The organism is Ruegeria sp. CDSB113 (assembly GCF_059611045.1).
Window position 1 is genome coordinate 121719 of the sequence record NZ_JBXWOU010000008.1, and the last position, 18876, is coordinate 140594.

At 59.0% G+C, this 18876-nt stretch carries 17 protein-coding genes; 7 read left to right on the plus strand and 10 right to left on the minus strand.

The window, feature by feature from the left end; all coding sequences use genetic code 11:
* Positions 1 to 73 precede the first annotated feature (73 nt).
* Positions 74 to 616, plus strand: a complete 543-nt coding sequence (locus AC2FIS_RS15005) for an NADPH-dependent FMN reductase (RefSeq protein ID WP_108861149.1) — start codon at positions 74 to 76, stop codon at positions 614 to 616.
* A 49-nt stretch (positions 617 to 665) separates the two neighbouring features.
* On the plus strand, positions 666 to 1466 hold the full coding sequence (locus AC2FIS_RS15010; RefSeq protein WP_496774148.1) for an HTD2 family dehydratase: 801 nt from the start codon (positions 666 to 668) through the stop codon (positions 1464 to 1466).
* On the opposite strand, the gene AC2FIS_RS15015 is transcribed toward AC2FIS_RS15010, so the two are convergent.
* Positions 1458 to 2498 (minus strand): NAD(P)/FAD-dependent oxidoreductase, encoded by a 1041-nt coding sequence (locus AC2FIS_RS15015; RefSeq protein WP_496774149.1) that lies wholly within the window; start codon positions 2496 to 2498, stop codon positions 1458 to 1460. The two genes, AC2FIS_RS15010 and AC2FIS_RS15015, sit on opposite strands and share 9 nt — an antisense overlap.
* A 49-nt stretch (positions 2499 to 2547) precedes the next feature.
* Between AC2FIS_RS15015 and mnmC2 the strand changes: the two genes are divergently transcribed.
* Both mnmC2 and AC2FIS_RS15025 read left to right on the plus strand, forming a co-directional pair.
* Positions 2548 to 3213 (plus strand): tRNA (5-methylaminomethyl-2-thiouridine)(34)-methyltransferase MnmC2, encoded by a 666-nt coding sequence (mnmC2, locus tag AC2FIS_RS15020; protein ID WP_496774150.1) that lies wholly within the window; start codon positions 2548 to 2550, stop codon positions 3211 to 3213.
* Positions 3210 to 4079: a DMT family transporter gene (locus AC2FIS_RS15025; protein ID WP_113791731.1), complete on the plus strand. Its 870-nt coding sequence runs from the start codon at positions 3210 to 3212 to the stop codon at positions 4077 to 4079. Before mnmC2 ends, AC2FIS_RS15025 begins: the two co-directional genes overlap by 4 nt.
* Here the strand turns inward: AC2FIS_RS15025 and AC2FIS_RS15030 are convergent.
* A complete protein-coding gene (locus AC2FIS_RS15030; protein WP_496774196.1) occupies positions 4053 to 6017 on the minus strand; it encodes a lytic transglycosylase domain-containing protein in 1965 nt (654 codons plus the stop codon). The genes AC2FIS_RS15025 and AC2FIS_RS15030 overlap by 27 nt on opposite strands.
* 133 nt (positions 6018 to 6150) lie before the next feature.
* On the opposite strand from AC2FIS_RS15030, the gene dapA reads away from it, so the two are divergent.
* Complete coding sequence (dapA, locus tag AC2FIS_RS15035) at positions 6151 to 7023, plus strand: 4-hydroxy-tetrahydrodipicolinate synthase (protein ID WP_496699347.1); 873 nt, start codon at positions 6151 to 6153, stop codon at positions 7021 to 7023.
* A 130-nt stretch (positions 7024 to 7153) separates the two neighbouring features.
* Here dapA and AC2FIS_RS15040 read toward each other — a convergent pair whose 3' ends face one another.
* The 6 genes from AC2FIS_RS15040 to pdxR all read right to left on the minus strand — a co-directional run bounded on the left by AC2FIS_RS15040 (position 7154) and on the right by pdxR (position 16146).
* The gene (locus AC2FIS_RS15040) at positions 7154 to 8026 is read right to left on the minus strand and encodes a dimethyl sulfoxide reductase anchor subunit family protein (RefSeq protein ID WP_282170465.1); all 873 of its coding nucleotides are present in this window, start codon (positions 8024 to 8026) and stop codon (positions 7154 to 7156) included.
* Positions 8026 to 8775: a 4Fe-4S dicluster domain-containing protein gene (locus AC2FIS_RS15045; protein WP_108861155.1), complete on the minus strand. Its 750-nt coding sequence runs from the start codon at positions 8773 to 8775 to the stop codon at positions 8026 to 8028. The genes AC2FIS_RS15040 and AC2FIS_RS15045 overlap by 1 nt, the downstream gene beginning before the upstream one ends.
* Positions 8776 to 8866: 91 nt before the next feature.
* Positions 8867 to 11680: a molybdopterin oxidoreductase family protein gene (locus AC2FIS_RS15050; RefSeq protein ID WP_496774152.1), complete on the minus strand. Its 2814-nt coding sequence runs from the start codon at positions 11678 to 11680 to the stop codon at positions 8867 to 8869.
* A 78-nt stretch (positions 11681 to 11758) separates the two neighbouring features.
* A complete protein-coding gene (gene pta / locus AC2FIS_RS15055) occupies positions 11759 to 12781 on the minus strand; it encodes a phosphate acetyltransferase (RefSeq protein ID WP_496735682.1) in 1023 nt (340 codons plus the stop codon).
* Positions 12782 to 12785: 4 nt separating this feature from the next.
* The gene (xsc, locus tag AC2FIS_RS15060; protein WP_496774153.1) at positions 12786 to 14561 is read right to left on the minus strand and encodes a sulfoacetaldehyde acetyltransferase; all 1776 of its coding nucleotides are present in this window, start codon (positions 14559 to 14561) and stop codon (positions 12786 to 12788) included.
* 124 nt (positions 14562 to 14685) lie between these two features.
* A complete protein-coding gene (gene pdxR / locus AC2FIS_RS15065) occupies positions 14686 to 16146 on the minus strand; it encodes a MocR-like pyridoxine biosynthesis transcription factor PdxR (RefSeq protein ID WP_496774154.1) in 1461 nt (486 codons plus the stop codon).
* Between the two features lie 134 nt (positions 16147 to 16280).
* Between pdxR and AC2FIS_RS15070 the strand changes: the two genes are divergently transcribed.
* Positions 16281 to 16589 (plus strand): ArsR/SmtB family transcription factor, encoded by a 309-nt coding sequence (locus AC2FIS_RS15070; RefSeq protein WP_496774155.1) that lies wholly within the window; start codon positions 16281 to 16283, stop codon positions 16587 to 16589.
* Positions 16582 to 17610, plus strand: coding sequence for a permease (locus AC2FIS_RS15075; RefSeq protein ID WP_496774156.1), 1029 nt, complete (start codon positions 16582 to 16584; stop codon positions 17608 to 17610). The genes AC2FIS_RS15070 and AC2FIS_RS15075 overlap by 8 nt, the downstream gene beginning before the upstream one ends.
* Before the next feature lie 38 nt (positions 17611 to 17648).
* Here AC2FIS_RS15075 and AC2FIS_RS15080 read toward each other — a convergent pair whose 3' ends face one another.
* Both AC2FIS_RS15080 and AC2FIS_RS15085 read right to left on the minus strand, forming a co-directional pair.
* Positions 17649 to 18038, minus strand: a complete 390-nt coding sequence (locus AC2FIS_RS15080) for a hypothetical protein (RefSeq protein ID WP_058279792.1) — start codon at positions 18036 to 18038, stop codon at positions 17649 to 17651.
* 52 nt (positions 18039 to 18090) lie between these two features.
* Positions 18091 to 18852, minus strand: a complete 762-nt coding sequence (locus tag AC2FIS_RS15085) for a DUF1013 domain-containing protein (protein ID WP_058279793.1) — start codon at positions 18850 to 18852, stop codon at positions 18091 to 18093.
* Between the last annotated feature and the right edge of the window lie 24 nt (positions 18853 to 18876).

The window sequence follows — 18876 nt, forward strand, 5'->3', positions numbered from 1 at the left end:
GCGCGTCATCCGGTCTTTGGTGCGCGCGAAAGTTACGCTAGCTATTGGGAAACACCCGAACCGGAGTTTCCCAATGTCTGACCCCATACTTCTGAGCCTGTCCGGCTCATTGCGCCAAAGCGCGACCAACCGCAAATTGCTGCGCGAAGCGGCACGGCTGTTCGAGCCGGGGACACATATCGAAGCCGATCTGAACCTGCCGCTTTATGATGGTGATCTTGAGGATGGCGAGGGCATTCCTGCCGCAGTGCAAACCTTGTCCGATCAGATCGCGCAGGCTGATGCCGTGATCATTTCCACTCCGGAATACAACAAAGGCCCGTCGGGTGTTCTGAAAAACGCTTTGGACTGGGTTAGCCGAACAGATGGCCGCCCCTGGGCCGACAAACCGGTTGCCGTGATGTCAGCCGCCGCAGGACGCGCAGGTGGCGAACGGGCGCAGATGGTTCTGCGCGGCTATATGGTTCCGTTCCAGCCTCGTATCCTGCAGGGTCCGGAAATTCATCTGGCCAGCAGCTCGAACGAGTTTGACGAGCAGGGCAAATTGCTGAGCGACCGTTATGAAAGCTCTCTGCGAACACTGATGCAGAAACTGCGGGCTGAGGCCGGGTTCTGAGATCAAGACGCCGCTTGCCGGGGCAGGTCCGTCTACATAACCTCCCACCATGACTGAGGATATACAGACAGATGTGATGGACCCGGCCCGCGCCTCCGCGCTACTGGCCGCGCTTGCTTCCAAGGACAGGGTCACAGCCGGCGATCAACTGCCGTCGTTCTTTCACCAGCTGTATTTCTGGTCCCCTCAGCTGCCTGCCAGTTTGGGGCGGGACGGGCATCCAAAGGTTGGGGGCGGTCTGATCCCCGATATGGGCTTGCAACGTCGGATGTGGGCCGGGGGACGGTTGCAGTTTCACGCGCCGCTGGTCGCGGGCTCAAAAGCCGTGCGCCGGTCTGTTCTTGAAAGTGCGGCGACAAAAACCGGACGGACGGGACCGCTGGGGTTTGTTACCCTGCGACACGAGATTTCTCAGGACGGTCAATTGTGTCTGAGCGAATGGCAGGATCTGGTCTATCGGCCTGACCCTTCGGATACTGACATCAAGCCCAAGGCACCCGTGGCCCGTACCGATGAAACCCACAGGCGAGACGTCACCTTCGACAGCACATTGCTGTTCCGATACTCGGCGCTGACCTTCAATGGGCACCGTATCCATTACGATCTGGACTACGCGCGGGATGTCGAAGGCTATGACGGTCTGGTCGTTCATGGCCCTTTGCTGGCACAGCTATTGATGCAGTTTGTCGAGGATCTGGCAGGTCCCTTGGCTCAGTTCTCATTTCGCGCGTCATCGCCGCTGATGCACTCTGAGACGGCGACCTTGTGCCGGAATGGCCAAGGGATGTGGGTGCGCGGACCAGATGGGCGGCAATGCATGTCCGCCGAGTTTGTCCCGCGATCAGAGTGATGCTTCGGGTCTGAAGTCACTCGGGATCGCGTCCCGGTTCTCAAGAACCAGATCCGCCATGACCTCAGCTACTTTCGGGGCCATGCCAAAGCCGATCTTGAAGCCACCATTGGCGATGAATTGACCTTTGTGCAGCGGGTGCGCGCCCAGCATCGGCGCGCGGCTTTTGCTGCGCGGTCGTACACCTGCCCATCGTTCGATGACTTCTGCGCCATGCAGGACGGGAACGGCCCGCATCGCCCGGTCCAAAACGTCATCCAGAGCCGCGTCCGTGCTGGTCGGATCGTCATAGTCACGCTCAGAGGTCGATCCGATTGCCAATGTCCCGTCCGCATGCGGTATGAAGTGGATCGCGTCTGCAAACAGCTGCGGAACCTTACCCGCATCGAACCGCAACAGAGCCGCCTGTCCCTTGACGCCGTTGCCGACTGTTTTGCCAAACGCCTCGCTCAGTTCCTGAAGTCCGGCAAGCCCGGTTGCATGGACAACCTGCCCACGGTCCGGTGCGTCGGCTACGACCTCAACCCCCATCACAGCCAATGCCGCAACTAACGCCGCACAGGCCCGGCGTGGATGCATGCGGGCGCTCAGCGTATCATGGATGACAAACCCTGTCGGGCTGGGCGGGCACCATGCACCGACTGCGGCTGTTTCGACGACCCGCCATTCAGCGCGACCCTGCCACAGTTCAGCCGCCGTGCCCGCGCGAGCATGGGCAAGATCCAACGTTTGGGTGTCGGCGATGGGTTGCAGCCGCCCCAGCCGCGCATAACCGGGTGAAACGCCGCCTGTGGCTTCGACCTGAGTCCAGAACGGTTCAGCCATGATCAGGCTGTCGAACTGAAACGCCTTCTTGGAATTCCAGTTTTCTGGCACATGCGGCGCCAGCGCGCCAACCAGACCACCGCTGGACCCGGCGCCGGGGCCAAAGGGATCGACGATCTGCACCTTTGCGCCGCGCCGGGCACAGGTCCACGCGATTGACAGGCCGAAAATCCCTGCACCGCGCACCGTCACATCGACCATTGCCATTCCCCTTTACCTTGTTCAGTGTCGCGCCGCTTAGCTACAGGATTCCCCGATGGCAGACCAGCGCGCCGAACTGACGTGGACAGAGGATCAGATCCCCGTCTCGGATCGTTTCGACGACCCGTATTATTCATTGCAGAACGGGCTGGAAGAGACGCGCCATGTGTTTCTGGCAGGCAATGACCTGCCCGCACGGTTTACACCGGGGTTTCACATAGCAGAGCTGGGTTTTGGCACCGGATTGAACATGCTGACCGTCTGGTCCGAATGGGAGAGATCGGGCCAGACCACGCCCCTGACCTTTACAAGTTTTGAAGCCTATCCGATGGAGCCTGCCGACATGTCCCGCGCCCTTGCGGCCTTCCCTGCGGTTGCGCCATGGTCTGACCGGTTCCTTGCGCAATGGCAGGGCGGCACATGTGATTTGGGCACCTTGCGGCTTGAGGTTGTTGAAGGCGACGCGCGACAAACCCTGCAAGAATGGGAAGGTGCCGCCGATGCGTGGTTTTTGGATGGGTTCTCTCCGGCTAAAAACCCCGAATTATGGGGTGCAGACCTGATGCAGCAGGTCGCCGACCACACGGCCACTGGTGGGACGGCGGCGACGTATACCGCCGCCGGGTTCGTGCGACGGGGGCTTGAGGATGCCGGTTTCACTGTTACGCGCGCACCCGGCTATGGCCGCAAGCGCCACATGACCCGTGCGGTCAAATCATGACACAGCAGAACAATACGCGCGCCGGGATAGCGTTGATGGTCGGGGCGACCATCGTCTTTGCGCTGCAGGACGGTATTTCGCGCCATCTGGCGGGAACATACAACACATACATGGTCGTGATGATCCGCTATTGGTTCTTCGCCGCCTTTGTCATCGCTTTGGCCGCACGTGCGCCCGGCGGATTGAAGGCCACCACCCAGACAAGCCAGCTGAAGCTGCAGATATTTCGTGGCCTGCTGCTGGCGGCCGAGATCTGCGTCGCAGTGTTCAGTTTCACCGTTCTGGGCCTGATCGACGCGATGGCCGTTTTCATCTGCTACCCGTTGTTGATCGCCGCTCTCAGCGGGCCGGTATTGGGCGAACAGGTCGGCTGGCGACGCTGGGCCGCAATCGGCGTTGGGTGCATCGGTGTTCTGATCATCCTCCAGCCCGGCGTGGGTGTCTTTAACCCTTGGGCCATTGTACCACTGATCTCGGCTTTCATGTTTGCAGTCTATGGTTTGCTGACCCGTTACGTGTCCCGCCGGGACAATTCCGCCACCAGCTTTTTCTGGACAGGCGTCAGTGGTGCCGTCGCCATGACGCTAGTGGGAATGTGGTTCTGGGAACCGATGGCCCAAACGGATTGGGCCTGGATGGCGCTGCTATGCGTGAGCGGCGTTCTGGGCCACTGGTTGTTGATCAAATGCTATGAGATGGCCGAGGCCAGCGCGGTGCAGCCCTTCGCCTATTTCCACTTGGTCTGGAGCGCGATCCTGGGAATCTCGGTCTTTGGTGAAACGCTGCGCCCCGAAGTGGTCATAGGCGCAGCGCTGGTTGTCGCCGCCGGGCTGTTCACCCTATGGCGCGAAAGACGCCAGCGTTGACCCGATTAGTTCCTGCGAGAACGGGATCGGTAAGGCAGGTTGGCCAAGACGGGCGCGATAAACCGGCAGGCTTTCCGACACACGCATCACGTAGTTGCGGGTTTCGCTGAACGGGATCGCCTCAATCCAGTCGACCACGTCGATTTCACCTGCGCGCGGGTCGCCATAGCGATCCATCCACGACATCGGTCGACGCGGACCTGCGTTATATCCGGCAGCCATCATCACAACGTTTCCGTTGAAATCAGCGGCCAGACCGGACAGGTAATTGGCACCCAGCTTCGCGTTATATTGCCAATCCGAGGTCAGCTTGATCGTCTTGTGGCCACTTAGGATACCCAGTTCCTTGGCCACAAGCTTTGCCGTGGCCGGCATGACCTGCATCAGCCCGCGCGCTCCGGCACCGCTGATCACAACCGGGTCAAACTCGCTTTCCCGACGGGCAATGGCCAGTGTCATTTCCTTGGCCATGGGCAGACCCATGTCGGCAACCGGGTGTACCGGGTAATACGCGGCTGGCAAAACCAGGCCGACTGTTGCGGCGCGTTTGGCGATCATCACGGCCAGATGCGGCTGCTTCAACTCGATCACCAAATCGCCCAACTGATTGGCCTGAACCGGGTCCAACCCTTCAACCAGATGGGTCAGGAACCGTTCAGACAGGGTGTCCTCGTCAGCCTTCAGCAGCAGTAGCCCCGCCTCCAGCACACTTGAATTGGCGAACTCAGCTTGCTTCCAGTGTGGCGCCCGGCGGGGGGTGGCCAGTTCACTATCGAAAGGACGCCCGATCTGCTCTGCCGCCAGCAAGCCGTAGAAAGAGGATTGATAATCTGCACCCATCGCATAGGCGTCATAGGCTTTTTCGGCGTCACCATGGGCGGCATAAGCACGACCCAACCAATACCCGGCGCGCCCTTTCGAGATCGGCGATTTCACCGCGTCCGAGAAGTTCTGGAAATGCCGGATCGCGGTCGCAGGATCATTCAGCTTCCGCAAGGCCAGAAACCCGGAAAACCACTCCAGATCGGCATAACCATAGCCCATTTCCGGCGTCATGTGGTGATTGGCAGCAATCTGATAGGCGCGGTTCTGGTCCCCATTTCGCATCTCAAGCCGGGCCAACCGGCGACGGCCTTCGGCCCATTTGTCAGGTTCCCCCAACGCATCAGGGCCGTTAGAGCGCGCCAGCATCAAGTCTATCGCGCTGTCGTCCAACTCTTTCCTGTCACGCCAGACGAACCTGTCAAAAGCCAAGCCCGGTGAATCGACCAGCGATTTCGGAACTGCCGCCACCTTGCCGTCGACACCGGGTTGCCGTTTCTGAAGACCGATCCGCGCCTCAGCCAGTTTGCGCTGATCGGCGCTGACCAGCGGCAGCATCTGACTTGCACTGACAAGATGGTTGTCCCATAGCATTCGGTCCAGGCGTGCGGCGTGATGCGGTTTCAGCAACTTGCCAAAATTCTCAAGATAGTCTTTTTGCAGACCCGAGCCCATTGGCATCGTCCGCCAGGCTGCGACGATGTCAGCCTCAGCGTCTCCCTGACGACCCTTTGCCTTCAATGCGACTGCATAGTTCAACGCACCCTCTGCGGTTTGCGGCGGCTGTTCGGCATAGAATCTAAGAACGCGGTCCGGATCGGCGCCAGTGAAGGCGGGCTCACTTTTGCGCCGCAACCAGGCCAGACCAGGCCAGTCTGGACGACGATCCAAAAACACCAGAACGTCACCCGAACTGCCAAACCCTTCGCGCAGCCAGTGCCAGACGATGATGTCCCGAGACACTGAACCCCGCGCACCAGAAACACGCAGGGCTTCATTCCAGTCCCCCTTGCGCATTTCATTCATACCGGCCCGCAGATCACCTGCGGCGTCCGCCCGCACTTGTGTGCCCGAAATCAGAATTACGACCGTCAAAAACGCCAGAAAGCGTGTCATCCCTTGCATTTCCCAACCAACCAAGGATACAGCCATTCAGGATAAAGCTTGCGCCGTCGGGTTCAACTCAAGAAAGACAGATTTCTGGCAAACCGAGGCGTAAAAATTACAAACTGCACCTAAGGAGCGTGTCATGTTCAAAGGCTCTATGCCAGCCCTCGTCACACCGTTTAGCAACGGCGAGTTGGACCTGAAGACGCTCAAACACTTGGTGGAATGGCAGATTCAGGAAGGCTCCACCGGGCTGGTTCCCGTTGGCACCACCGGCGAAAGCCCCACTCTGAGCCACGAAGAGCATGAAACTGTTGTCGACGAGGTTGTCAAAGCCTCGGCTGGTCGTGTTCCTGTGATCGCAGGTGCCGGGTCAAACAACACTGTTGAGGCCATCCGGTTTGTGCGATTCGCGCAGAAAGTAGGCGCCGATGCAGCTCTGGTCGTGACGCCATATTACAACAAGCCCACGCAAAAGGGTCTGCTGATGCATTTCCGTGCGCTGCATGATTGCGCGGATATTCCGATCATCATCTACAACATTCCCGGTCGGTCAATCATCGACATGACCCCTGAAACCATGGGTGAGTTGGCGAAACTGCCACGCATCGTCGGTGTAAAGGACGCAACCGGAGATCTGGCCCGCGTCAGCCAACAGCGCGCGTCCTGCGGCCCGGACTTTTGCCAGTTGTCAGGCGAGGACGCGACGGCGCTTGGTTTCAACGCGCATGGCGGTGTGGGCTGTATTTCGGTCACCGCGAACGTCGCACCCAAACTGTGTGCCGAATTCCAGCAGGCGACGCTGAACGGCGACTATGCCAAAGCGTTGGAGTATCAGGACCGCCTGATGCCCCTGCACGAAGCGATCTTTATCGAGCCCGGCCTCGTGGGTGCCAAATACGCGCTCAGCAAATTGGGTCTGTGCAGCGAAGAAGTCCGCTCGCCCCTGTCCGGGCTGGAAAGCAGCACCAAATCCGCGATTGACGCGGCGCTCCAGCACGCAGGCCTTATCTAAAGCGAATTCAAAAAAGAAATAGGCGGCCTCGAACCTCGAGTGCCGCCTTTTTTTATTCCGGATCCAGACTTCATCTGGCCAAAAAATTTCCCGGGGGAGTCGCGGCTAGCCGCGACGGGGACAGAGGCCCCTATCGTTTGCCGTAATACAGCCCGACGACATGCTCGGCCTGTGCGAAGAACAGCCAGCGTGACGTCGCAACACCGGCCAGATGGGACAGCACAGCCAGCAGCGCGAAGAAATGACCGAATGGCAACAGCAGCAGGATAACCGGCAGAACAAACGCCAACGCAAACGAGATTATGCGCAGTTTTTCGGCATGCTTGCGGCCAACGACGTGAACGAATTCACGCAGCAAATAGTTGGTGCCGGTATGAGGAGGCTCGAATGCACGCACTGTGCCGCGATCGCCCAATCCGGTTGCCGTGCCCAGATTTGTGCCGGACTCCTCCAGTGCTTTGTCGCCCTTTTTCCAGTACAGGATCTGCACCAAAGCAGCGATCAGCAGTAGCGGCAGTGCCACTCGGACCTGCCCGGCCAACAGCGCGCCGCCCGCAAGGCTGAAGCTGAGGAACATGGCCGGAGTCAGGTTCATATTCCAGCGGGGAATGGTTTTGAGCTGCGTGTAGATCATCGACGTGGTAAATACGGTCAGCAGCGAAAACAGCGCACCGATCCAGCCAAGAAGGCTCCAGCGCTGGCCCAGAAAGATCACGCCAATCGCATAAAGCCCCATGACGATCAGAGCGATGACCGCGCACCAGCCTTCGCGGCTGAGCCAACTGGTCTTCCATTGCGTAAACGCTTTCCAAGCCCGCTCGGGGTGGCCAAGGTGAAAGGTGGACGCCATCAGGCCGCCAACGGACAGGGCGTAGGCGATGGCGAAAAAGACAAAAGCGACCCAGCCAGAGACGTCTGGCAGACCGAGGCTCAAAAAGAACAACAGTCCAAAGCCAAGACCCGACAGGGTGGTGAAAATGATGACGGAAGGTGCTGGATGCATCAGAGCTTCTCCAAGGTCTTGTCCAGCCAGCTAAGGAACCCTTTGGGCTCTTCAGCGACCGGGGCCAGCAACGGGGCCAGGATGTCGATCTGATCTTCGACGTTATCCTTGGGCCTTGGCGGCAGGTATTTGTTGACGGGTTTGGTGCCCATTTCCGGCATCAGGTCCATGCCACCGCGTTCGGCGACCAGTTTGCTGACATCGCTGTCCGCATCGCCCAGATCACCGAAGTGGCGCGCGCCTGCGGGACAGGTGCGTACGCAAGACGGAACACGGTCTACTTCCGGCAGGTTTTCGTTGTAGATACGGTCAACGCAGAGGGTGCATTTCTTCATCACCCCTTCGGCCTGATCCAGTTCACGTGCGCCGTAGGGGCAGGACCACGCGCACAGGCCACAGCCGATGCAGTCGCTTTCATTGACCAGAACGATGCCGTCCTCGACCCGCTTGTAGCTGGCCCCTGTGGGGCAAACGGTGACGCAAGGCGCGTCCTCACAGTGCAAGCAGGATTTGGGGAAGTGGATCAGCTGGGCGTGACCTTCCGCCGGTTGCACCTCATAGGAATGCACCCGGTTCAGGAAAGTGCCGGACGGGTTGGCACCATAAGCGTCCTGATCGGATAGCGGCGCGCCGTAGTTTTCCGTGTTCCAGCCTTTGCATGAGATGACGCAGGCGTGGCAGCCAACGCAAGTGTCCAGGTCGATGACCAGACCCATCTTGCGGTCGGTGGATGTGGGGAGCTGGGTCATGACTACCTTGCCTCCGCTTTTGTGGTGAGGGCGGACTGGGGCGCTGCCCCAGACCCCGCGATATTTATGGCCAGATGACACAGGGACCGGGTCATTTGCCTACCTTCCATGCCAAATCCTTCGGTCCAGTTCCGACCGGAGATTCAATCGGTGGGAATTCCGGTTGGCTTTCCGCATCCGTTGGTGGGTTAGCTTTTTCGATCTTCACTTTCAGGTCGAACCAGGCTGCCTGACCGGTGATCGGGTCAGAGTTGGCCCACCGCAGACCATCGCCTTTGGGCGGCAGCAGCTCGTGGATCAGGTGGTTCAACAGGAACCCTTTGGTAGCCTCGGGCGCGTCTTCTTGCAGCGCCCATGCGCCTTTGCGTTTGCCAATGGCGTTCCAGGTCCAGACGGTGTTTTCGTTCAGGGCCGCCATTTCCATGACCGGAACCGTGATCTCTCCATGCGGCGAGGTCACCTTGGCCCAATCACCGTCGCTCAGGCTATTCTCGCGCATCAGCTTGGTCGGAACATACAGAGGGTTGCGGCCGTGCAACTGGCGCAGCCATGCGTTCTGGGTTCCCCAGCTGTGATACATTGCCATGGGGCGCTGAGTCAGCGCGTTGACAGTGAAGCCTTCGTTGCCGGTCTGGTCTGTTTCGTACCAGATGGGCATCGGGTCCAACGTCTCTTTGATACGTTCCCGCAGGTGTTCCGGGGGCTGACGTTCGCCATGTCCTTCGGCAGCAAGCTGGAACTTGCGCATCGGCTCGGAATAGAGCTGGAACAGGTAAGGCTGCGGGCTGTCATAGATGCCCATGCCGACCGCCCAATCCTGATAGGCTGTGTTCCATGGTTTGTAGTAATCCGCGCCTTCGGGGATGTGGGCCACGTAGAAGCCACCGTTTTCGATATAGCGGTTCAACTGGTCAGGGTTGACCTCGCCGCGGCCTTCCTTATCGCCGTTTTCACCACGGAAACCGGCAAGCGGGCCGATGCCGGGCTTGCGTTCGTGATTGACGATATAGTCGGCGTAATCTGTCCATTTGGCGCTGCCGTCTTCATTGGTGAAGCCCGGCAGGCCCAAGCGGTTGGCCAGTTCGACCAGCGCCGATTGGAAGCCTTTGACATCCCGGTCGGGCTCAATCACCGGCCAGCGGATTGCGTCGGCTGCAGCATCTGCTTCGCAGATCGGGCGATCGAGCAGCGAGATACAGTCGTGCCGTTCCAGATAGGTGGTATCCGGCAGGATCAGGTCGGCATAGGCCACCATTTCAGACGAATAGGCGTCGGAGTAGATGATATGCGGGATTACGTAATCGCCGTTTTCATCCTTGTCCGTCAGCATTTCCATGACACCTTTGGTGTTCATGGATGAGTTCCAAGACATGTTGGCCATGTACATGAATAGCGTGTCGATCTTGTAGGGATCACCCGCATGTGCGTTCGAGATTACCATATGCATCAGCCCGTGGCTGGACATCGGGTTGTCCCATGTGAACGCCTTGTCGATCCGCGCCGGGCTGCCGTCTGCTTTCAGCGCCAGATCCTCTGGCCCTTGAACAAAGCCCAGATGCGGGCCGTCCAGCGGCGTATTCGGGGTTACCTTGCAGTGCGGTCTCGGGTGCGCCTCGACCGGTTTGGGATAGGGTGGCTTGAAGCGGAAGCCACCGGGGACTTCGACTGTGCCAAGGATAATCTGCAACACGTGCAGTGCGCGGCAAGTCTGGAAGCCATTGGCATGGGCCGAGACACCGCGCATCGAGTGCATCGCAACCGGACGACCGATCATCTTGGTGTGTTTTTCGCCGCGGAAATCGGTCCATTCGCGCTCCAGCTCGAACGCCTCGTCAAAGGCAACGCGGGCCAACTCGCCCGCGATGGCGCGGATCCGGGTGGCGGGGATGCCGCATTGCTCGGCGATCTTCTCGGGCGCGTATTCGTCGCTAAGGTAGCGTTCGGCCATCAGGTGGAAAACGGGGCGATGGGTGACGCCATCCTTCTCAAAGGTCGCCGACAAGTCGGGGCGGACGCCCGGTTTGTCAAACGCCGTCAGTTCGCCTGTGTTGCGATCAACAACCAGCGGTTTGCCGTTCTCATCGCGCAGGAACAGACCCTTGGTGGGGCCTTCGGATGCGTCGACCAGAACCGGCGCGTTGGTGTAACGGCTGAGATAGTCCAGATCGATCTTGCCGGCCTTCATCAGCACGTGGATCATCGAAAGGATGAACAAACCATCGGTGCCAGGAGTGATCCCGACCCAATCGTCAGCAACTGCGTTATAGCCCGAGCGGATCGGGTTGACGCCGATCACCCGTGCGCCGCGGGCCTTGATCTTGCCGATGCCCATCTTGATCGGGTTGCTGTCGTGATCTTCGGCAACACCAAACAGCATGAACAGCTTGGTGTGATCCCAGTCAGGTTGGCCGAATTCCCAGAAGGCGCCGCCCATCGTATAGATGCCGCCCGCAGCCATGTTGACGGAACAGAAGCCACCGTGCGCTGCATAGTTACAGGTGCCGAAATTCTGCGCCCAAAAGCTGGTAAAGCTTTGGCTTTGATCCCGACCGGTGAAGAAGGCCAGTTTCTCGGGGTTGTCCTCGCGGATAGGCTTGAGCCAGCCAACGGCGATGTCCAGCGCCTCGTCCCAGCTGATCTCTTCGAACTTGCCCGAACCACGTGGACCGACGCGTTTCAGTGGCGCGCGCAGACGCGAGGGTGCATTGACCTGCATGATCCCTGCCGAGCCCTTGGCGCACAAAACACCCTTGTTAACCGGGTGATCGCGGTTGCCTTCGATATAGGCAACCTTGCCGTCCTTCATGTGTACGTTGATGCCGCAGCGGCAGGCGCACATGTAGCATGTTGTTTTTCTGACCTCGTCAGAGACCTTGGGAGAGGTATTAATGATTGGCTGGTTCATTTCTGGTCCCTGTGGCTTTTGATCCGATTATTCTCATGAGCAGAGATCAATCGGAACAGTATTTCGCTTTAGCCGGATTTACGAGGCGTCTGTCCGGGTTTTGGATGTTTCTGCTTGCACGGCCGTAACCGCGATCATGTGCAGAACGTCCTCGGCGGAGCATCCGCGTGAAAGATCGTTGGCCGGTTTCGCCAGTCCCTGAAGGACCGGGCCGATTGCTTCGGCACCCCCAATACGCTGCGCGATCTTGTAGCCAAGGTTGCCTGCGTCGAGGTTCGGGAACACAAAGACATTTGCCTCGCCGCGCAGGGGCGAATCTTTGGCTTTCTTTGCAGCCACCTCGGGGACGAATGCGGCGTCAAACTGCAGCTCGCCGTCGATCAACAGATCGGGGTCAGCCGATTTTGCAATCTGCGTGGCCTCGCTGACCTTCGTGACTTTCGGATGATTTGCGCTGCCGCCGGTGGAAAAGGACAGCATTGCAACGCGGGGCGTCTCGTGCGTCAGCGCCTTGAAAGACGCGGCAGATGCCCGGGCGATTTCGGCCAGTTCCTGTTCGTTCGGGTCAACAACCAGACCGCAATCAGCAAAGATATGCGCACCGCGAACCGTGTGGTGATCGCGGCAGTAGAGCATCAGGAAAAAGCTGGAAACCATGGCCGCGTCGGGCGCTTTGCCGATGATCTGCAAAGCGGCGCGCACTGTGGCCGACGTGGTCTCAACAGCTCCGCCGACGGTTCCGTCGGCATTACCGGTATGAACCAGCATCGCGGCATAGTTCAGGCGGTGTTTGATTTCTTCAGCGGCCTTTTCAGGCGTCATGCCCTTGTGCTTGCGCCGCTCGAAAAGCTCAGCTGCAAACGCTTCGGCATGGGGAGAGTCCGATGGATCGTGGATTTCGATGCCGTCGACATCCTGACCAGCCTGTTCGGCCAGCAGGGCAGTTACTTTGGCTTTGTCGCCAACCAGAATGATGCGCGCGACACCTTCCTTGCGGGCCTTCAAAGCACCTTCAACAACACGTGGATCATCGCCCTCAGCGAGGGCGATGATTTTGTCGGAGCTGCTGGCAGCTCCGAGAATTGTGCGCAATGGCTTCACGCGATTATGCCCCGGCCGACGTATTCATGTCAGCCGCGTCGACACCGGCAACACGGACCGGCTTTTTCATGGCGTCGCGACGGAAGGGATCGCCCAGTTCCTGGTTGATCATGGCTTCGATCAGAGTGGTGATGCCATTTTTCTGGTCGATGATCGCCTGGTTCAGGGCCGCGGTCAGCTCGTCCTGGGTGCGTGCAACGACGCCTTTCAGACCACATGCGGTTGCGATACCGGCATAGGAGACCTGTTGGTCCAGTTCGGTGCCAACAAAGTTGTCGTCGAACCACAGGGTCGAGTTACGCTTTTCAGCGCCCCACTGGTAGTTGCGGAAAACGATCTGGGTCACGGCTGGCCATTCTTCGCGGCCAATCGCGGTCAGTTCGTTCACTGCGATACCAAAGGCACCGTCACCCGAGAAACCGACAACCGGAACGTCTGGGCAACCGATTTTCGCACCGATAACAGCGGGCAGACCGTAGCCACAGGGGCCAAACAGGCCAGGTGCCAGGTACTTACGGCCTTCTTCGAAGGACGGGTACGCGTTACCGATGGCGCAGTTGTTGCCGATGTCGGACGAGATGATTGCCTCGGTCGGCAGGGCGGACTGAATTGCGCGCCATGCCATGCGGGGGCTCATCCAGTCGGGCTTAGCGGCACGCGCACGCTCGTTCCAGGTGGTGCCCGGGTCGTCGTTCTCGTGGGTCAGCGAGCTCAGTTCTTGCGCCCATGCCGATTTGGTGGTGGCGATCAGGTTCTTGCGGTCTTCGCGACCGGCTTCACCGGCGTTGTCGCCCAGACGTGCCAGCAGACCTTCGGCCACTTTTTTGGCGTCGCCGACGATGCCAACGGTCACGTCTTTGGTCAGGCCGATACGATCAGGGTTCAGGTCAACCTGAATGATCTTGGCGTCAGTCGGCCAGTAGTTGATGCCATAACCGGGCAGGGTCGAGAACGGGTTCAGACGCGTGCCCAGAGCCAGAACAACGTCAGCTTTCGAGATCAACTCCATACCGGCTTTCGAGCCGTTATAGCCCAGAGGGCCGGCAAACAGCGGGTGCGAGCCAGGGAATGCGTCGTTGTGCTGGTAGCCAACGCAAACCGGTGCGGTCAGACGTTCGGCCAGATCGGCGGATGCGGGGATCGCGCCGGACAGAACAACACCGGCACCGTTCAGGATGACCGGGAATTTGGCGTCGGACAGCAGGGCTGCCGCTTCGTCCAGCGCTTCGTCGCCGCCAGCAGTTGCGGCAAATTCGACGATCTTGGGCAGTTCGATGTCGACAACCTGGGTCCACATATCACGCGGGATGTTCATCTGAGCAGGTGCCGAAGCACGCTTGGCTTGCAGGATGACACGGTTCAGAACTTCGGCGATACGGCTGGGGTCGCGCAGTTCTTCCTGGTAGGCAACGCAGTCCGCGAACATGCGCATCTGTTCCATTTCCTGGAAGCCGCCCTGACCGATGGTCTTGTTGGCCGCCTGCGGCGTGATCAGCAGAACCGGAGTGTGGTTCCAGTATGCGGTTTTGACGGCGGTCACAAAGTTGGTGATGCCGGGGCCGTTCTGCGCGATCATCATCGACATCTTGCCGGTGGCGCGGGTGTAGCCGTCTGCCATCATGCCGCCGGAACCTTCATGGGCGCAGTCCCAGAAATTGATACCTGCGGCTGGGAAGATATCCGAGATCGGCATCATCGCCGAGCCGATGATTCCGAACGCATGTTCGATCCCGTGCTTTTGCAGAACCTTAACAAAGGCCTCTTCTGTGGTCATTTTCATCTGAGTGTTCTCCGCACAATTGAAGAAAGGTTCGGGCACAGCACCCGCCTTTGATACGGTTTTGGCGCAAGGGGCGAAGCGGCGTTAGGGCCAGAACGTTAGGCGGGATATGTCCAGAGCCGTGCTAGGCGGACCGGATGGCATCCGCGATCAGTTTCACGCCCGGCCCGATGCGGTCCCGGCCAATGGACGAGTATCCAAGGCGATAGAAGTTGCGCGGTCGGTGCAACCCATTGAAGAACGGGGCGCCTGGTTCGATATGGACGCCCTGGCTCTGCAGCTTTTGGGCAAGTTTGGTCGTGTCCACACGCTCGGGGGCCGACATCCAAAGCGACGAGCCGCCCATGATTCCGCGTCCGGCAGCGGTAAGCCCGTACTGTTCGACTGCAGCATCCAACGCTTCGCGGCGCCGGGCAAGGGTCTTGGACATACGCCGAATCTGAGCATCATAATGGCCCAGCGACAGGAAATAGGCCGCAGTGCGCTGGATATGGCCCGGCGGATGACGCAGCACTAAAGAACGCAAAGCGCGGGCCTCGCGGATAAAGGGCTCGGACCCAACAATGTAGCCAAGGCGCAATCCGGGAAACAGTGACTTCGAGAAGCTGCCCACATAGATCACCCGTCCGTCGCGATCCATTGACTTGAGGGCAGGGGAGGGAGATCCCAGAAAGGCCATTTCAAACTCGTAATCGTCCTCGACGACCATGGCGTCCAGTTCGCGGGCGCGTTTCAGCAACTCGTGGCGGCGATCGACGGGCATGGTTGCGGTCGTCGGGCTTTGATGGCTGGGGGTGGTGAAAATTACATCCGTTTCATCCGGCAACGCATCCGGGGTCAGGCCATCGCGGTCAACGGCCAGTGGTGAAACTTTGCAATCGGAATGATTCAGCAAATCCCGCAGCGCATAATAGCAGGGGTCTTCGATCACGGCCGTGCGGTTGCGGTTCAACAGGATGCGTGAGGCCAGCCACAGGGCGTTTTGCGCGCCCATAGTGATCAAGATCTCTTCGGGGCGGGCGGCGATTCCACGGCGCGGCAACGTGTGACGGGCGATGAATTCGATCAGCAGCGGATCATCCTGATCCATGTAGTCACCGGTCAGGGACGCAAAATCCTTGTGACCCAGTGCACGGACCGCGCAGAGACGCCAGTTGGCGTGGTCGAACAATTTCCGATCTGCCTGACCATAGATGAAAGGGTATTTGTAATCGCGCCAATTACTGGGCTTGGGCAGCACGTCCCCATCCGAGAACTTGCGTGCCAAGGCCGTGTCCCAGTCGACATTTTCATCGCGTTTTTGAACAGGTGAATACTTGGGTGGCACGGGCGCGTTTTGCGACACGAAATAACCCGAACGGCCCTTGGCAGTCAAATAGTCATTGGCCAGTAGTTCAGTATACGCCAGTGTCACCGTGATCCGGCTAACACCCAGATGCGCCGCCAGTTTACGAGACGAGGGCAGCTTTTCCCCAACGTGAAACCGGCCAGACAAGATGCCTTCGGCAATCATCTGCTGGATCTGCGCCTGCAGTGTGCCCTGTCCGTTCAATTCCAGAAAGAATGTGTCGACCGATATTCCCATAGCGCCTTATAGGGTGGACTTAAGGTGAGGGCAATCTGGACTTAATCTCGTCTCGAGAATTCGTGAACAAGGCGCTTGACGAAAAAGAACGACTCACCTAAATAACTAGAAATCTAGTTTAATGGAGAAATCAGATGTGGGAAACAGCTGCAGCAGGATTCTCGGCCATGGGCTCTGAAGCGCGACTGAAGGTTCTCAAGACATTGGTTCGGGCTGGTGAGGTTGGGTTGACCGTTGGGGAAATCCAGAACCGCACAGGCATTGCCCCTTCGACATTGGCCCATCACCTGCGGTTCCTCGCGGCCGGCGGGGTCGTCGAGCAAGAGAAAATCGGGCGCGCCACCATCAACCGCGCAAATTACGAAGAATTGAGAGACCTCGCGCAGTTCATTCTTAGCGAATGCTGCGCGGACGAAGTGGGAAAGGCTGCGAACGATGGCTGAGCTGACACAAAACCCAAAGGCACCGGCAAAGGTGGCCGTTGATCTGATCAAAACCCCATGGGCGGTGATCGTGGCCATTTTGGCGCTTGTGGCCGTCCTTGACCCCGGCAATTGGGGAGAGGTTGTAACCTTTGCGGGCAAAGCCCTTGCACATACCGGCCAGTATATTCTGTTCGCCGTCTTGCTGCTGTCTTACCTCAAGGCGACCGGTGCCGAAGTGATGGTTGCGCGCGCCTTTGAGGGGCGCGAAACGCGGATGATCTTTTTGGCCGCAGTCTTCGGCGGCCTCGCACCGTTCTGTTCTTGCGAAGTCATTCCGTTCATTGCTGGTCTGCTGGCGCTTGGTGCGCCATTGTCGGCTGTCATGGCGTTCTGGCTCAGCTCGCCACTGATTGACCCACCGACCTTGTTGATCACGGCAGGCGCATTGGGTTGGCCATTTGCAATCGGCAAGGCCATTGCAGCGGTCGCATTGGGTCTGTTTGGAGGCTTTGCCGTCCGTGCCCTGATGCGAGGCGGCGCGTTTGCCCAGCCTCTGCGCGAATACAAACCGGCTGGCTGCGGATGCGGACCTAAACAGGAGGACAAACCTGTCTGGAAGTTCTGGCAGGTACCCGAGCGTCGTCAGCGCTTCCGGTCCGAGTTCATTCACAACAGCTTGTTCCTGCTTAAATGGTTGGCTCTGGCCTATGTGCTTGAGGCGTTGTTGGTTAGCTATGTGCCCGCTGACCTGATCGCGCGCGTTGTCGGCGGTGAAGGTGTTGTACCCATTGTCATTGCCGCGTTGGTCGGGATGCCTGCTTACCTGAACTCCTATGTCGCGCCACCGCTGCTGGCTGGTCTGATGGAACAAGGGATGAGCGCAGGGGCCGCGATGTCCTTCATGGTCGCGGGTGCCGTCAGTTCGATCCCGGCAATGGCCGCCGTCTGGTCATTGGTCAAACCACGGGTCTTTGCGACCTATCTGGGGCTGGGGATCACCGGGGCCATCACCGCTGGCATTCTGTTCCAGATGATCTGAAATCAAAGCCGCCCGGTGCACTTGCCGGGCGGCTTTTCTTATCCTGCTTCGCAGTGGCGGGGCAGTTTGAACCGATACCGGGCTTCACCACTGTCAACATACACTCGTTTTTCGATGCAGGCCGTGGTGCCAACGGTTTGTGAGATCGGAGCTTCGGTCGAAGTGACCGAGGTCGCAGACCCGTCCGGCAGCCGGACCGAAGCAATGACGCCGTTCTTGAGGTCACCGTTGATGGGTGTCGCTGACAAGACGTTGACAGTCATAAATGCCTCATGCTCGTGCTCGCCGCTGTCGTTGAAGATCAGCAAACCAGCAGCGACGGCAACAAGACCAACACCGCCTGCCACGGGTAAACCCCAGGTTTTCAAGAAGGCATAGATCGAAACGGCGCGATGCGGTCCAAATAGTTTGGAAAGAACGTTCAGCATGGTTTTCTCGTAAAAAAAGCCCCGGTCCGTTCAGGCCGGGGCTGTCTGTGCTTTAGGGGCGCGGATCGTCTTCGTCTTCGTCGTCAGCACCGCCTTTGGGCAGGTTGAAGAAGCTGTCCGCGTCGAGGATCGGTTCTTCTTCTTTCTCTTCCGCAGGCTCGTCCGACAGCGAGAAGGTTTCCAGACCTTCGATGGCGGTCGGGATCTTCGGCGCCGCGTCCATTTCCAGCGACTGTTCGGTCGAGACCAGTTTGCGGCGCTCGTCATCGCTCATGACGCCACCTTCGGCAGCTTTCTTGGCTGCGGCCTTCTGCACGATCGCGTCCAACTCGGACTGTTTGCACAGACCCAGCGCAACGGGGTCGATCGGCTGCATGTTGGAAATGTTCCAATGGGTCCGTTCACGGATTGACTGGATCGTCGGCTTGGTGGTGCCCACCAGCTTGGCGATCTGACCGTCGCTGAGTTCCGGGTGGAACTTGACCAGCCACAGGATCGAGTTCGGACGGTCCTGACGCTTGGACAGCGGGGTATAGCGCGGACCGCGACGCTTTTCCTCACCGCTTGCGGCAGGGTTGAACTTGAGCTTCAGCTTGTGCAGCGTGTTGTTCTGCGCGGTGTCGATCTCGTCCTGGGTCAGCTGGTTGTTGGCGATGGGGTCAAAGCCTTTCACGCCAGCGGCCACATCGCCGTCTGCGATACCCTGCACCTCAAGCTCGTGCATGCCTACGAAATCCGCGATCTGCTTGAAGCTGATCGTGGTGTTGTCCACCAGCCATACGGCTGTTGCCTTGGCCATAAGCGGTTTTGCCATCAGCCCGTCTCCTATAAATACATC

Coding starts and splice junctions, on each gene's coding strand:
- AC2FIS_RS15080 (WP_058279792.1), bottom strand. CDS start 18,038: ATGCTGAACGTTCTTTCCAAACTATTTGGACCGCATCGCGCCGTTTCG.
- AC2FIS_RS15005 (WP_108861149.1), top strand. CDS start 74: ATGTCTGACCCCATACTTCTGAGCCTGTCCGGCTCATTGCGCCAAAGC.
- dapA (WP_496699347.1), top strand. CDS start 6,151: ATGTTCAAAGGCTCTATGCCAGCCCTCGTCACACCGTTTAGCAACGGC.
- AC2FIS_RS15030 (WP_496774196.1), bottom strand. CDS start 6,017: ATGACACGCTTTCTGGCGTTTTTGACGGTCGTAATTCTGATTTCGGGC.
- AC2FIS_RS15040 (WP_282170465.1), bottom strand. CDS start 8,026: ATGCATCCAGCACCTTCCGTCATCATTTTCACCACCCTGTCGGGTCTT.
- AC2FIS_RS15045 (WP_108861155.1), bottom strand. CDS start 8,775: ATGACCCAGCTCCCCACATCCACCGACCGCAAGATGGGTCTGGTCATC.
- AC2FIS_RS15010 (WP_496774148.1), top strand. CDS start 666: ATGACTGAGGATATACAGACAGATGTGATGGACCCGGCCCGCGCCTCC.
- AC2FIS_RS15070 (WP_496774155.1), top strand. CDS start 16,281: ATGTGGGAAACAGCTGCAGCAGGATTCTCGGCCATGGGCTCTGAAGCG.
- AC2FIS_RS15015 (WP_496774149.1), bottom strand. CDS start 2,498: ATGGCAATGGTCGATGTGACGGTGCGCGGTGCAGGGATTTTCGGCCTG.
- AC2FIS_RS15025 (WP_113791731.1), top strand. CDS start 3,210: ATGACACAGCAGAACAATACGCGCGCCGGGATAGCGTTGATGGTCGGG.
- AC2FIS_RS15075 (WP_496774156.1), top strand. CDS start 16,582: ATGGCTGAGCTGACACAAAACCCAAAGGCACCGGCAAAGGTGGCCGTT.
- pdxR (WP_496774154.1), bottom strand. CDS start 16,146: ATGGGAATATCGGTCGACACATTCTTTCTGGAATTGAACGGACAGGGC.
- AC2FIS_RS15085 (WP_058279793.1), bottom strand. CDS start 18,852: ATGGCAAAACCGCTTATGGCCAAGGCAACAGCCGTATGGCTGGTGGAC.
- AC2FIS_RS15050 (WP_496774152.1), bottom strand. CDS start 11,680: ATGAACCAGCCAATCATTAATACCTCTCCCAAGGTCTCTGACGAGGTC.
- xsc (WP_496774153.1), bottom strand. CDS start 14,561: ATGAAAATGACCACAGAAGAGGCCTTTGTTAAGGTTCTGCAAAAGCAC.
- mnmC2 (WP_496774150.1), top strand. CDS start 2,548: ATGGCAGACCAGCGCGCCGAACTGACGTGGACAGAGGATCAGATCCCC.